Source organism: Flexivirga aerilata (assembly GCF_013002715.1).
In the GTDB taxonomy this organism is placed as follows: domain Bacteria; phylum Actinomycetota; class Actinomycetes; order Actinomycetales; family Dermatophilaceae; genus Flexivirga; species Flexivirga aerilata.
This window is the reverse complement of the sequence record NZ_JABENB010000002.1, coordinates 136,926-150,858: the sequence shown is the minus strand read 5'-3', so window position 1 is coordinate 150,858 and position 13,933 is coordinate 136,926. Positions and strand designations below refer to the sequence as shown.

Below are 13,933 nucleotides of genomic sequence, written 5' to 3'. Positions count from 1 at the left end.
TGCCGCAAACCGAGCGGAGGAGGGCTGATGCTGGCTCGTCAGCGTCAGGAGCTGATAGCGCAGGCCGTGCAGGAGCACGGCGGAGTGCGGGTGTCGGAATTGGTCGCCGACCTCGGCGTCAGCGACATGACCATCCGCCGCGACATCGAAGCGCTCGCCCACAAGGGCCTGGTGCGCAAGGTGCACGGCGGCGCGACGCAGGCCGACCGCAGCGCGGACGAACCCGGTTTCACCGCCAAGTCGGAGATGAACCCGGTGCAGAAGTCGGAGATCGCGCGGACGACGGCGAGTCTGATCTCACCCGGATCGTCGGTCGCGGTGTCCGCCGGCACGACGGCGTACGCCGTGGCGCAGGAGCTGCGCCCGATCAAGCGGCTCACGGTCGTCACCAACTCGCCGCGGGTCGCGGAGTTGCTCTACGACCCGGAGGACCACGACCGGCTGGTGGTGCTCACCGGCGGCGTGCGCACGCCGTCCGACGCGCTCGCCGGGCCGGTGGCCAACCAGATGCTCGCCGACGTCCACGTGGACACGCTGATCCTCGGGGTCCACGGCATCGACCTCGAAGCAGGCCTCACGACGCCCAATCTGCAGGAAGCACAGACCAATCGGGCCCTGATCAAGTCGGCCAAGCGGATCGTGGTCGTGGCCGACCACAGCAAGTGGGGCATCATCGGGCTGTCCACGATCGCGACGCTCGACAAGGTCGACACCCTCGTCACCGACGCCGAACTCGACGAACGCGCGCGCCGGGAGATCAGCAAGAACGGCATCAACCTCATCGTCGCGCAGCGGTCGAGCTGACTCTGCCGGCAGTCAGCCGCAGATCCCGAGTGCCAGGACGTTCGCCGTCGCCGAGTCGTCGCCCGGGTACGTGTCCGACGAGGTGACGCTGAGCGTCAGGCTCGCCAATGCTGATGTCGTGGTGACGGTGAGGGTGTAGGTCCCGGCCGGGATGTTCGCCTTCGGGGTGAACACCGTGTTGGACTGGCTCGCGGTCACGTACGGCAGCAGCGTCCTGCCGACCGTCGACCTCAATCTCAGCCCGCTGCTGGCCTGGGTGAAGACCGACGTCGCGGGCACCGACATGTTCGTCACCTGGATCGTGAACGCGACCCGTGGTGAACGGGTCGACCGGCGACACAGGCGTCGGAGATCGCGATGTTCAGCGCGGAGGTGCACGAGGGTACGACGACTCAGCTCCGCACCGGCGACCACAGCAGCTTGAACCCGCGGACCGGACCGCGCCACGGGCTCCGGGCACGCTGACCAGCTTGGACTAGTGGCCGGATGCCCCGTATCGTGACGACCGTACGGACGCGGCTCCATCGCAAAACGCGGATGACGAAGGGGTTTGGATGACAACCACCGCTCGGCCGAGTCGACGCACCCTGGCTAAGGGTGCCGCCTGGGCGACGCCTATTCTCATGATCAGCACGCCCGCCGTCGCCACGACCGCCTCCGGCAACTGCGTATCCACCTGCCCGACGATGGCGTTCGGCGCCAACTGGTCCGCCACCCGGACCAGTGGTTGCTGGCAGAGTGGCTCGACTCTCGACGGCCCTGGGACGTTGAACTACGGCGGACGGACCCTGGACAACGCGATCGGTGAGTCGCGCGACCCCTACTCACAATCCGGTTGCGGCGTCCTGGGCTGCAGTTGCCGCTCCTCGACGACACCGTACGTTTGGTACAGCACCAGCATCTGCCTCCGCGGCGGCGTCAACTACACCTTCACCGCCCAAACGATAGCCCTCACCACGAACACGGTGACACAGACGCTGACACCGCAGATTCTCTCGTCCACGGGCACCGTGCTGGTCAACGGCACCACCTTCGACAGCACGGCATCGAGCGGCACCGTGAGTCTCAGCTACCAACCCACGGCGACCGGGTCCTACACCTTCCGATACCAGTGGAGTTTTGCCTCGCTTGGCACCTCGACCTCCGACGACATCGCCGTACAAGCCCCCACGGTGGCCGCCGACGGCGCCGCGTGCTGATCTGAGGTCACGCTAGCCTCGGCGCGTGCCCGAGACCACGTCGCCCGATCCGCAGCCTGATCCCACTGACCACCTCGTCACCCGCAGTCACACCCTGACGACCCCGTCGGGCCCGCTGGCCTACACGAGCACGTCCGGCACGGTCGTGCTGCGCGACGACAAGATCGAGGACGGCGTCTGGCAGGGGCGCAAACCCACCGCACGGGTGGCGATCACCGCCTACACCCTCGACGACGCCGAGCCGCACGACCGGCCGGTGACCTTCGCCTTCAACGGCGGGCCGGGCAGCTCCAGTCTCTGGCTGCACATGGGCCTGCTCGGTCCGCGACGGGTGGTGATGGGCGACGCAGGAGACCTGCTCCCACCGCCCTACGACCTGACCGACAACCTCGAAACCCTGCTCATCGCAAGCGATCTGGTCTTCATCGACCCGGTCTCGACCGGTCAGTCACGGGTCGTGGAGGGTGGCAAACCGAAGGACTTCCACGGCTTCACCGCCGACATCGAGTCGGTGGGCGAGGTCATCCGGCAATGGGTGACCGCGCAAGGGCGATGGCTGTCCCCGAAGTTCATCGCCGGCGAGTCCTACGGCACCACCCGCGCGGCCGGCCTCGCGCAATACCTGCAGACCGATCACGCGATGTACCTCAACGGGCTCATCATGATCAGCAGCGTGCTCAACTTCGGCACCGCCAACTTCGAGCACGGCAATGACCGCGCGCACGTGCTCTACCTGCCGTTCTACGCCGCGACCGCGCACTACCACGGCAAGCACGGGGACCGGCCGCTCGCGGAGGTGCTCGCCGAGGCCGAGGCGTATGCCGAGCGCGACTATCCCTGGGTGCTGTCCCGCGGCAACCGCCTCACCGAAACCGAGCGCGCAGAAGCGGTTTCGACGATCGCCCGGCTCACTGGCCTGACCGAGGACTACGTCGACCGCGCCGACCTGCGCATCGAGCACTGGCGCTACTTCGGGGAGCTGCTGCGCGACGAAGGCAGCACAGTCGGTCGCCTGGACTCGCGCTTCACCGGCCCCGCCGCCAGCCGCATCGCCGAGTCGATGGACGCCGACCCCTCCATGGACGCGATCTCCGGCCCCTACGCCGCCGCGTTCCAGCACTACCTGCACGCCGACCTCGGCGTGACCGACGGCGAGGTCTTCCGGGTCTTCGGCAAGGGCGTCGGGGAGGAGTGGAGCTTCAAGGAGTTCGAGAACTCCCCCGTCTACGTGATCGACCGGTTGTCCCGTGCGATGCGCCAGAACCCTTCACTGGCAGTGCATTTCGCCTACGGCTACTACGACGGTGCGACGCCCTACTACTGCGCGCAGGACGACGTTGCCCGCCTGGCACCCGAGCTGCTGCCGCGCCTGGAGCACAAGTTCTACGAGGCGGGACACATGACCTACGTGCACCAGCCGAGCCGCGTGCAGCAGAGCGCCGACCTGATCGACTTCGTCCGGCGCAACAGCGGACGAAATCAATCACGTCAGGCCGGATCCGCCTCCGGCTGATCGGTTTTCGGCGCCAGCTGCCCCACCAGCGGCACGACGTCGGCGATCGACTCGACGACCCGGGTCGGCACGAACGGGTGCCGCTCGACCTGCTCCGGCCGGGTCGACCCGCTCAGCACCAGGATCGTCCGCAGACCCGCCTCGAGACCGCTCACGATGTCGGTGTCGATGCGGTCGCCGATCATCACGGTCGTCTCGGAGTGCGCGTCGATGCGGTTGAGCGCGCTGCGCATCATCAACGGGTTGGGTTTGCCCACGTAGTAGGGCTCGACGCCGGTCGCCTTGGTGATCAGCGCGGCGATCGCGCCCGTCGCCGGCAGCGACCCCTCGGTCGACGGGCCGGTCGCGTCCGGGTTGGTCGCGATGAAACGGGCGCCGCCCTCGATCAGCCGGATCGCCCGCGTGATCGCCTCGAAGGAGTAGGTGCGGGTCTCCCCCAGCACCACGTAGTCGGGGTCGCGAGAGGTCATGATGTAGCCGACGTCGTGCAGCGCGGTCGTGAGGCCGGCCTCGCCCAGCACGTATGCCGAGCCGTTCGGGCGCTGCTCGTCGAGGAACTGCGCGGTCGCCATCGCCGAGGTCCAGATGGCCTCCTCCGGCACGTCGATCCCACTGGCCAGCAACCGGGCCCGCAGGTCGCGCGGGGTGTAGATCGAGTTGTTGGTCAGCACCAGGAAGCGGAGCTGCCGCTCCTGCAACTGCTGCAGGAACTCGGCCGCACCGGGGATCGCGTGCTCCTCGTGCACCAGCACGCCGTCCATGTCGGTGAGCCAGCAATTGACCGGCCTGCGATTCGTCATACCGACATCTTCCACGACCGCGGCCGTCAGGCAGGTGCCGACCGGCCGAGGTCGTCGACCAGCGCCCGCATGCGGGCCGCGAACGTCTGCGGGGAGAACTGCTCCGCGTGCCGGCGGATGCGCTCCTCGTCCCAGTCGACCGCGAGCGCGCGCTGCACCGCGGACGCGATCGCCGCCGGGGTCGGTTCGTCGAAGAACAGCCCGGTCTCCCCCTCCACCACCGTGTCGAGGTAGCCCCGCGCCCGCAGCGCGATCGTCGGGGTGCCGAAGACCGCCGCCTCGACCGGCGTGAGACCGAAGTCCTCGAGGCTGGCGGCGACCAGCGCCCGGGCTGCCGCGTAGAGCCAGCGCAACTGTGCGTCGTCGATGTCGGACAGCAACGTGACGTTCGCCGGCAGCAGCTGCTCGATCGCCGCCCGCTCCGGACCGGCGCCGACGATCACCAACCGGTAAGGGGTGCCGCGGAACGCCTCGACGACGCGGTCGACGTGCTTGTAGGGCATCAGCCGCGACACCAGCAGGAAGAACTCGCCGTCGACGCCGTCGGGCCGCGATCGCACCCCCTCCGGGTCGACGCCGTATGGCGGGGACAGCACCTCCGCGTCGATCCCGTAGATCGCGCGCACCTCCGCCTGCACCGCCCGGGAGTTGACCACGTAGCGATCTGCGCGCTGCGCGGCCCACCGGTCCCAGCGGCGCAGGATCGGCCGAAACGCCAGCAACGACAACGTCATCGGCGACTTCCAGGACAGACCGCCGAAGTAGGCGCCGGTCTGGTAGAGCCAGCGCGCCGGCGAGTGGCAGTAGACGACGCTGCGGCCCGAGACGCGGAACGCGTGCGCCCAGCCGCTCGTCGACAGCACGCTGACGTCGGCGTCGACCCGGGTCAGCGGTGCGACGAACGGCAGGAACGGCGACGACCGGCGATGGTGCTCGCGGAAGGTCCGGACCCGGTTGAGCGCACCCGCCCGCATCGGCAGCGACCGGAAGCCCGGAAAGGACCCGGAGGGTTCGTAGAGCATCGTGTGCACGGGCGCACCGGGGAACGCCTCGGCGATCGCCATCGCGACGTGCTCCGCGCCGCCGCGCTGGGTGACGTAGTCGTGGCCGATCGCCACCGGGGGCCGGCCGCGGGTCGCGGCCCCTCGCCATACCTCGGCGAGCTGGTCGGCGCTGCGCTGGATCGTGAACCTCCGTTGCACGTAGTCGTGTGCCCGCCGCGCGCGGCGTTCGGCATCCTGCCGGTCGTCGAGCACCGCGATCATCGCATCGGCGAGCGCCGGCACGTTGCCCGGTGGGGTGAGCAGCCCGAGCGGGCGATCGAACGCGACGTCGGTCGGGGCGACGATCTCGAGGGTGCCGCCGGCCGCGGTGGCGACGACCGGCACACCCTGCGCCATCGCCTCGGTGACGACCTGGCCGAAGGGTTCGGGCACCGGCGAGGCGTGGACGGCCACCGAGAAACCGGCGAGCGCGGCCGGGATGTCGTCCGCCTCGACCTGCCCGGTGAAACTGACGGTGTCGGTGAGCCCGAGCGCGTCGACCTCGGCACGCAGCTCCTCCTCGTAGCCGTCCTGGCCGAACATCGCCGAGCCGACCAGCCGCAGTCGCGCGCGGGGGTGTGCGGCCAGCACGGCGGGCAGCGCCTGCACGAGCTCGCGCTGCCCCTTGGTCTCGCTGAGGCGGCCCACCATGCCGATCACCGGAGCGCCGGACGGCGTGGGCCGTGGATCGTCCGCGATCTGCTCGGGCTCGAGTCCCGGATGTACGACGACGAGCGACCGCACACCGGGCAGCGTCCGCGCGGACGCCGCGGAGTTGGCGACCACCACCTTCGGTGCCCACCGGGCCAGCGCGCGCACGAGCCGCACCAGGTGGCGCGGCAGGTAGTCGGGCGCGATGCGGTCGTGCAGGTGCCAGACGAGCGGGAGGCAGGTCAGCCGGGCGACCGGCACCGACAGCAGGGCGCTCTTCAGCGAGGTGCTGGAGACCACGTCGACGTCGAGGCGCCGGATCAGGCGGGTCACGCGGCATACGGTCGGCAGCGCGCGGAACGCCCCGGTGACGGCGCGCACCCGGGAGGTCTGCTCGCGAGTCCGGGCGACCAGCGCGTCGTCGGCCGGCACGACGTGTACCCGGTGTCCGTCCGCCCGCAGCAGGTCGACCAGCGGGCCGTCGCCGAGCACCACGCACTCGACCGTAACGTCGTCCGGCAGCGCGCGCAGCATCCGTGCGGAGCCGAGCTCGGCGCCCCCCAGCTGCGGGGTGTGGAACAACAGCGCGACGCGGGTCATCGCGCCCCCCTTCCGGCGAGAGACCGCAGCGGTCGTGCGGCCAGACGGCCAGGCAAGGAGAGCTCACGGAAGGACAGCACCACCACGCGGTGAGCCACCTCTTACCTCCTGCACGACTGTCTCGGCGGGACATCGACCGACGGTCCTGTTCGATTATGACGAGCGACCAGCGGTAACGGTCGGATGGGTGCCGATGCGAAGATGGCCGCGCCCCTCCAGCCGTAACCCGGAAACGAGCCATGAGCCTTCCCTCGGAGCCACCCGCCGTCGACGGCGCGGACCTCCAGCGTGGAGCGGTGGCCGGCGTCTCCTGGACGATGCTCAACACGTTCGTCGGGGTGCCGGTCGCGACCGTCGTCAACGTCGTGCTCGCCCACCTGCTCGCCGTGCCCGGTTATGCGCGGCTGGCCTACCTGACCGCGGCCCTGTCACTCGTGGTCTCCCTCGTCGACCTCGGCACCACGTCAGCGATGGTGCAGTTCGGCGCACGCGCCCATGCCGCCGGAGACGTCGAGCGGGTGCAGGCCCTGCTCACCCGGACGCAGGGCTTCCGCCTGCTCGTCACCGCGCCGGTCCTCTCGGTCTTCATGCTGCTGGCCATCGACCTCGACGGCTGGGCCATGGCGGGCGCGCTCGTCTTCGCGGTATGGGTGCCGTCGGCCGCCGCGGGGCTCAGCGACTGCCTGACGCTGGAGAACAAGACCGCGACCGAGGCCAAGGTCGTCCTCGGCGTCAACCTGCTTGCGCAGATCGGGGTCGTGCTGTGCGCCGCGGTGACCCGCGACGCCGACCTGACCTGGATCGTCCGCGCCGCGATCACCGCACTCGTGCCCGTGCTCGCCGTCGTCTTCGTCGCCCCCCGCTATCGCCATGCCGTATGGCGACCTCGCCTGCCGGTCGGATTCCCTGATGGTTATTGGCACTTCGCGCTGCCGACCGCTGCCGCCGGTCTCGTCGCCGGACTGGTCACCTCACGCAGCGAGGTGCTTCTGCTGGAGTGGTTGTCGACGCCGGTCGCGGTCGGTGTCTTCGCGCTCGCCTTCGGCATCGCCGGTCAGATGTACGCGCCCGCCAACGCGCTCACCGGCCCGCTGCTGCCCGCCCTCGCCGGTCTGCGGACGGTCGCTCCCCAGCGCATGGGTGCGGCACTCCTGCGGGTGTTGCGCGTCACCAGTACCGCCAGTGCCGTGCTCTGCCTGATCGCGGCGGCGCCGATCGCGGTGCTGATCCCGACCATCTACGGCTCGGACTTCGCGGACGCCGCGCCGATCTTCGTCGCGCTCTCGCTGAGCAGCACGGTCGCGGTGATCGCCGGCCCGCTCACCGCCTTCTCGCTGGCCCGCGGCCACGCCACGGAGCAGTTCTGGCTGAGCCTGGTCGCGCTCGTGGTCGATCTGGCGTTGTCGGTCGCGCTGATCCCGGCATACGGCGCCTGGGGTGCGGTGATCGCCGCATCCGCCGCCGTGCTCCTGCGCACGGCCCTGCTGCTGCGTGTCGAGCTGCCCGGGCTCGGGCTGTCCGGCCGGCAGGCGCTCGGTGCCGTTCGCTACCTGCTCGCCCCGGTCGTGGCCGTGCCGCTGATCTGGTGGGCGGCCGGCACGCTGCCCGCTGCGCCGTGGCTGGTCGCCATCGCCAGCGCGGTGGTCGGTGCCGCGGTGTGCCCGGTCGCCGTGCACCTGCTGCGTGCCGGGCTCGGCGCGGACGACCGGCAGGTGCTGCTGCGGCACGTGCCGGACCGCGCGAACTCGATCGCACGCCGGCTGACTGGCCTGCTGGTGGCACCGCGATGACCCGCCCGCCGCTGCGCATCGCGATGATCTCCTACTACCTGCCGAGTAGCAGCAAGATCGGCGTCGGCTACCAGGTGCACGCGCTGGCCACCGCGCTCACCGACCGCGGCCACGACGTCACCGTGCTCAGCGAGTGCCCGCCGGTCGAGGGCGCCCGTTACCACCACCAGCACATCCGGCTGCGCGGGGCGCTGCGCACCTTCCGGTTCGCAACGCGCCTGCGTCGCGTCGACTTCTCCTCGTATGACGTGCTGCACGCGCACGGTGACGACTACTGGATGTGGCGCCGGCGCACGGCCTCGCACGTGCGCACCCTGCACGGCTCGTGTTTCGAGGAGGCCCGGCACGTGCCCGGCCTCAAGGAGAAGCTGCGGATGCTGCTGCTCGGCGGCACCGAACTCCTCGCCAGCGTCGTCGCCGACCGCACCGTCGTGGTCTCGCCGCACACCCGCAGGTGGACGCCCTGGGTGCGGGACGTCATCCCGAACGGCGTTGACACTGAACGCTTCCGGCCGGACGCAGCAGCAAAGAGCGCGCACCCGACGATCCTCTTCGTGGGGACGTGGCGGGGCCGCAAGCGCGGCGCCGAGCTGACCCGCATCTTCGCCGAACAGATCCGGCCGGCGGTGCCGAACGCCGAGTTGCTGCTCGTCGCGCAGGACGCGCCGGACAACCTGCCCGAGGGCGTTCGGGTGCTTGGCCGGCTGACCGACGAGGAACTGGCCGCGGCATACGCGAGCGCCTGGGTCTTCTGCCTGCCCTCGTCCTACGAGGGTTTCGGCATCCCCTATGCCGAGGCGATGGCCAGCGGCACGCCGGTCGTCGCGACGCCCAACGTGGGCGCCCGCTACGTCACCGAGGACGGTCGCTCGGGCACCCTGGCCGGCCTCGACGACTTGGGCGAGGCGCTGGTCGCGGTGCTCACCGACACCCCGCTGCGCGACCGTATGACGGCAGCCGCGCTCGAGCGCAGTCGCGACTTCGCGATGGACACCGTGCTCGACGCCTACGAAGTGCTCTACCGTGCTGCTCGCCTACCTCGACCGAAGGGAAACCGGGTCCGTTGACCGATTACGCCGCACGGGCCGTCGCCTTCTACCTGCCGCAGTTCTTCCCGATCCCGGAGAACGACGCGTGGTGGGGACCGGGCTTCACCGAATGGAGCAACGTCGCCGCCGCCCGCCGGCTCTTCCCCGGGCATCGTCAGCCGCTGCTGCCCGGCGAACTCGGCTTCTACGACCTGCGGGTGCCCGAGACCCGGGAGCGCCAGAGCGCGCTCGCGCTCGAGCACGGCATCGAGGCATTTGCCTACTGGCACTACTGGTTCGGCGACGGCGTCCGGATCCTGGAGCGGGTCGTCGAGGAGGTCGTCGCGTCGGGCGCGCCGGACATCGGCTTCTGTCTCGCGTGGGCCAACCAGAGCTGGACCGGCACCTGGCACGGCGCCCCGGACCGGGTGCTGCGCGAGCAGCGCTATCTCGGCGCCGAGGACGACGCCCGGCACTTCGCGACCGTGCTGCCCGCGCTGCGCGACGAGCGCTACCTGCGGGTCGACGGGCGCCCGGTGTTCTACGTCTTCCGGCCCGAGGAGCTGCCGTCGGGGGCCGCGTTCGTCGACCGCTGGCAGGGTTTCGCGCGGGCCGCGGGGCTGCCCGGCCTCTACCTGGTCGCGGAGGTCTCCGACCTGCTGGGCGCCGGCGGCCGCTACCGCACCGCGGCAGCCGACGGCTTCGACGCGGCTGTGCGGATGCGGCTGCCAGCCCGCATGACGCGCGGCACCAAGGCGCGAATGCGATTGCGCCGCAAGGCTTTCGGCGGTGGCCCGGAGATCTATCCCTACGACGAGCACGCGGTGGAGGCGATGAGCGGCGACGGCTTCACCCAGCCGTGCGTCTATCCCAACTGGGACAACACGCCGCGGGCGAAGCGCGCCGGGCTGGTGCTCACCGGCGCCGACCCGGACGGCTATGCCAGCAACCTGCGCGCCGCGGTCGACGCGGTGCGCGACCGCCCGGCGCAGGAGCGCCTGGTCTGGATCAAGTCGTGGAACGAGTGGGCCGAGGGCAACCACCTCGAACCCGACACCGTGCACGGCCGGGCCTGGCTGGAGGCGACCCGGTCGGTGCTGCGCCCGGGCTGATCAGCCGCTCGCGCCGAGCAGCCGCGCCGCGATCACGCCGACCGCGTCGCTGATCGCGGCGAAGGCCGCCTCGTAGTCGTCGGACGTGCCACCGAACGGGTCGGCGATGTCGTCGGCGCCCGGCACCGGACGCCTCCTGCCCTGCGCGTATGCCGCCAACGTGCTCACGCGGCCCGCAGCCATCCCGGTCGACGGGGCCGCGACGTCGACGAAATCCATTGTCAGTCGGGCAAACTCACGCAGAGTGAAGGTCCGTCGCACCGCACCCGGCACCAGCCGGACCACCTCCGAGCGATGTGCCGTGGTCGCCGTCAGGACGAGGTCGGCGCTCGCCACCAGGTCGCGGTCGAGCTGTCGCCCCGCATGCTGCGTGCTCGCACCGGCCGCCGCCACCAGCCGCGACATGTCCTCGGTCATCGGCGCGCCGGTGAGTGCGGCCGTGCCGGCGCTGCGCACCGACGTCCCACCGTCGCAGCCCTGGCGCCCGAGGTGTGCGGCGAGCAACGCGGCCGCCGCCGGCGAGCGGCAGACGTTGCCGGTGCAGACGACCAGCACCTGCGCAACCGCCATCGTCATACCGACTCCTCCTGCTCGTCCTGCTCGCCCTGCTCGTGGTGCTGCTCGCGCTGCCCGGCCGGGCGCGGGCGACGACATACGATGACGCCATGAGCGACCCCATTGTGCCCGTGCAGGTCGTGGTGCAGTTCGGGCACGGTGTCGCGCAACGCATCGCCGACGAGGCCGGTGTGCGGCTGCTCCACCTGAAGGGAGCGGCGACCGACCGGCGGCTGTGGCACGACGGCGAGCCCCGCATGTCGACCGACGGGGACGTGCTGGTGCACCCCGATCAGGTGGACGGCTACCTGGAGCGCCTCGTCGAGGACGGCTGGGAGCTGGAGACCGACTTCGCGCACGGCTCGTCCTTCGAGCACGCCGCGACGCTGCGGCACGAGACCTGGGGCTACCTCGACGTGCACCGCAGCTGGCCCGGTTTCGCCCGCGACCCGGCCGAGGTGTTCGAGACGCTCTGGCACGACCGTCAGCAGGTGACGATCTGCGCGATCAGCTGCGCGACGCCGAGCCTGCCGGACCAGCGAATCATCCTCAGCATCAACGCAGTCCGCGACGGAGCCGACGCCGACCATCCCGACGTCGCGCAGGCCTGGCAGCAGGCCACCCCTCAGCTGCGCAGCGTCCTGCTCGCCCGCGCCGACCGGCTGGGCGGCCAGGTCGCGTTCTCGATCGTCACCGGCGACTTCGACCGGCACCGCGACCACCCGCAGCACGCGATCTGGCAGGTCATGTCCGAGGGCGGCAGCCGCCGTGAGGAGTGGGTCGCCCGGGTGCGGGCCGCACCCGACCTGCGCACCGGCGCACGCACCGCGGTGCGCTCGGTCCTGGTCAACCCGCAGAGCCTGCGGGTGCGTCTCGGTCACCCGCCGTCCCGGGTCGAGCTCGCCCGCGACTTCGTCGGCCGCTTCGCCCGCGCGGTGCGCGACGAGCTGCGGTCATGACGGCGCGCTACCGGCTGGCACCGCACGTCGGCTACGTCCCCGACCCGTCGACGTCGCCGGCCGCGGGCTGGCTCGCCGACCTGCGCACCGGGCCGATCATGATGCTGCCCGTCGAGGCGGCGATCATCCTCGAATGCGCGCTGCAGACCGTCGACGACGAGCTCACGCTGCGGGTGAGCGCGGTCAGCGGGCGACCGCTCGCGGTCGTCGCCGACGCCACCGAGCAGTTCGTCGCGCAGTTGCTGCGCGACGGCTACCTGCAGGAGCAATCGGTGCAGAGTCAGTCAGAGCAGAGTCAATCGGTGCAGACTCAGCCAGGGCACGAGCGGTCAGGGCAACGGTCAGCGGCCGCGCCGGGCGAAGCGTGAGCCCTTGCTCTGCTTCGCCGGAGCGAGCTGGGCGGCCCGTGCGCCGGACTTGCCGCGCCGGCGCAGCCGCGTGGTGGACGCGCGGGGGTTGTCGCCATACGAGTAGGAGTAGCCGTAGCGGCCGGTGGTGCCGGACTTGGCCACGAAGTTGAGCGCGAAGCCGGACGGCTGCGCACCGGCGGTCTCCAGCACCCGCGTGGCGGCGTGCACGTCGCGGCGGGTGGTGCGGTCGGCCGCCACCACCATCAGCAGGTTGCCGGCCAGGCGTTCCAGCAGCACCGCGTCGATCACCGGCAGCAACGGCGGGCTGTCGATCACCACGAAGTCGTAGCGCTTGATCAGCTGGTCGTAGGTCTGCTGCATGGGCTCCGAGCCGAGCAACTCGGTCGGGTTGGGCGGCAGCTCCCCCGCCGGCAGCACGTCGAGCGTGGTGTCGTGCCAGCGCTGGGTGACCTCCTCGGTCGATGCGTTGCCGAGCAGCACCGTCGTGAGGCCGACGCCGCCCTCCAGCCCCAGCACCGAGGCGATGTTGGGCCGCCGCAGATCGCAGTCGACCAGCAGCACGTCGGCGCCGTCGCGGGCCATCGCGAGGGCGAGCGCGACCGCCGTCGTCGTCTTGCCGTCACCCGGCGCCGGCGAGGTGACGACGATCGCGTGCTTGCCGGTGGTGACGCTCGCGAAGCGCACGTTGGTGCGCAGCCGCCGGGTCGCCTCGATCGCGGCACCGACCGGCTCCTCCACCAGGCTGTCGGGCTCGAGACCGTGCGCGCCGAGCGGGAGTTCGCCGAGCACGGGTCGGTCGGACAGCCCCTGCAGATCCTCGACCGAGCGGATGCGGGTGTCGAACGCGTGGCGCAGCAGGGCCGCGCTGCAGCCCAGCAACAGGCCCAGCAACAGCCCGAGCGCGATGTTGCGCGCGGTCTTGGGCGACGTCGGTGACCCGGGCGCCGTCGCCGGGGTGATGGTCTGGGAGGTGACCGTGGAGTTGCTGCCGGCGAGCAGCGAGCTGAACTTCGGGGCGACCTTGGCCAGGGCCGGACCGGTCGCATTGGCGACCGCGGCCGCCTGCGCCCCGGTCGGTGCGGTGGCGGTGATGTTGAGCACGTTAGAACTGGCCGACACGCTCGCCTTGACCCCGATCGGTGTCGACGGCGACACCCCGGCGTCCTGCCGGAGCGGGCCCGTCACCTCCGGCGAGTCGATGACCTGGGTGTAGGTCAGCAGGTCCTGCCGGGCGATCGCGCCCTGCCCAGCGGACTGCGCGGTGAGATAGACCGAGGTCGATGCCTGATAGACCTTCGGCTGCGCGAACGACGCCGCGGCAGCAGCGGCCGCGACCAGCACGGTGACGACGAGGATGATCTTCCATCGCGCGCGCAGGATCGCGAAGAACTCGCGCAGGGTCATCGGCTGGCGTCCTCAATCTGTCGGCGTGCGATCCGGGGCCTAGTCTGACACATGGCGGGCCACGGACCGCTTCGCCCAATACACTTCGGCCCGTGCATCCTTGA

13 protein-coding genes are annotated in these 13,933 nt (G+C 71.0%); 8 read left to right on the top strand and 5 right to left on the bottom strand.

The window, feature by feature from the left end:
* Positions 1-27: 27 nt before the first annotated feature.
* The gene (locus tag HJ588_RS12550) at positions 28-804 is read left to right on the top strand and encodes a DeoR/GlpR family DNA-binding transcription regulator (RefSeq protein ID WP_171156086.1); all 777 of its coding nucleotides are present in this window, start codon (positions 28-30) and stop codon (positions 802-804) included.
* Positions 805-816: 12 nt separating this feature from the next.
* Here the strand turns inward: HJ588_RS12550 and HJ588_RS12545 are convergent, their stop codons facing one another.
* The gene (locus HJ588_RS12545; RefSeq protein ID WP_171156084.1) at positions 817-1,089 is read right to left on the bottom strand and encodes a hypothetical protein; all 273 of its coding nucleotides are present in this window, start codon (positions 1,087-1,089) and stop codon (positions 817-819) included.
* 401 nt (positions 1,090-1,490) lie between these two features.
* On the opposite strand from HJ588_RS12545, the gene HJ588_RS12540 reads away from it, so the two are divergent.
* Together HJ588_RS12540 and HJ588_RS12535 are read left to right on the top strand one after the other, a co-directional pair.
* Positions 1,491-2,003: a hypothetical protein gene (locus HJ588_RS12540; protein WP_171156082.1), complete on the top strand. Its 513-nt coding sequence runs from the start codon at positions 1,491-1,493 to the stop codon at positions 2,001-2,003.
* Positions 2,004-2,028: 25 nt separating this feature from the next.
* Positions 2,029-3,516, top strand: a complete 1,488-nt coding sequence (locus HJ588_RS12535) for a S10 family serine carboxypeptidase-like protein (protein WP_171156080.1) — start codon at positions 2,029-2,031, stop codon at positions 3,514-3,516.
* Here HJ588_RS12535 and HJ588_RS12530 read toward each other — a convergent pair.
* Together HJ588_RS12530 and HJ588_RS12525 are read right to left on the bottom strand one after the other, a co-directional pair.
* Positions 3,492-4,316, bottom strand: coding sequence for an HAD-IIA family hydrolase (locus tag HJ588_RS12530; RefSeq protein WP_171156078.1), 825 nt, complete (start codon positions 4,314-4,316; stop codon positions 3,492-3,494). The genes HJ588_RS12535 and HJ588_RS12530 overlap by 25 nt on opposite strands.
* 26 nt (positions 4,317-4,342) lie before the next feature.
* Positions 4,343-6,610 (bottom strand): glycosyltransferase family 4 protein, encoded by a 2,268-nt coding sequence (locus HJ588_RS12525; RefSeq protein ID WP_171156076.1) that lies wholly within the window; start codon positions 6,608-6,610, stop codon positions 4,343-4,345.
* Positions 6,611-6,849: 239 nt separating this feature from the next.
* On the opposite strand from HJ588_RS12525, the gene HJ588_RS12520 reads away from it, so the two are divergent.
* Genes HJ588_RS12520 through HJ588_RS12510 form a run of 3 tightly spaced genes read left to right on the top strand, consistent with a single transcriptional unit; the run spans position 6,850 to position 10,540 of the window.
* Entirely contained in the window at positions 6,850-8,400 is a 1,551-nt protein-coding gene (locus tag HJ588_RS12520) for a lipopolysaccharide biosynthesis protein (protein ID WP_171156073.1), read from the top strand.
* Complete coding sequence (locus HJ588_RS12515; RefSeq protein WP_171156071.1) at positions 8,397-9,467, top strand: glycosyltransferase family 4 protein; 1,071 nt, start codon at positions 8,397-8,399, stop codon at positions 9,465-9,467. The genes HJ588_RS12520 and HJ588_RS12515 overlap by 4 nt, the downstream gene beginning before the upstream one ends.
* On the top strand, positions 9,464-10,540 hold the full coding sequence (locus tag HJ588_RS12510; protein WP_171156069.1) for a glycosyltransferase WbsX family protein: 1,077 nt from the start codon (positions 9,464-9,466) through the stop codon (positions 10,538-10,540). Before HJ588_RS12515 ends, HJ588_RS12510 begins: the two co-directional genes overlap by 4 nt.
* Here HJ588_RS12510 and HJ588_RS12505 read toward each other — a convergent pair whose 3' ends face one another.
* The gene (locus HJ588_RS12505) at positions 10,541-11,116 is read right to left on the bottom strand and encodes an arsenate reductase/protein-tyrosine-phosphatase family protein (RefSeq protein ID WP_171156067.1); all 576 of its coding nucleotides are present in this window, start codon (positions 11,114-11,116) and stop codon (positions 10,541-10,543) included.
* An 89-nt stretch (positions 11,117-11,205) separates the two neighbouring features.
* Here HJ588_RS12505 and HJ588_RS12500 point away from each other — a divergent pair, with 89 nt between their 5' ends.
* Entirely contained in the window at positions 11,206-12,054 is an 849-nt protein-coding gene (locus HJ588_RS12500) for a nucleotidyltransferase family protein (protein ID WP_171156065.1), read from the top strand.
* On the top strand, positions 12,051-12,422 hold the full coding sequence (locus HJ588_RS12495) for a hypothetical protein (RefSeq protein WP_171156063.1): 372 nt from the start codon (positions 12,051-12,053) through the stop codon (positions 12,420-12,422). Before HJ588_RS12500 ends, HJ588_RS12495 begins: the two co-directional genes overlap by 4 nt.
* Here the strand turns inward: HJ588_RS12495 and HJ588_RS12490 are convergent.
* Positions 12,396-13,829, bottom strand: coding sequence for a tyrosine-protein kinase domain-containing protein (locus HJ588_RS12490; protein WP_171156061.1), 1,434 nt, complete (start codon positions 13,827-13,829; stop codon positions 12,396-12,398). The two genes, HJ588_RS12495 and HJ588_RS12490, sit on opposite strands and share 27 nt — an antisense overlap.
* Positions 13,830-13,933: the final 104 nt, after the last annotated feature.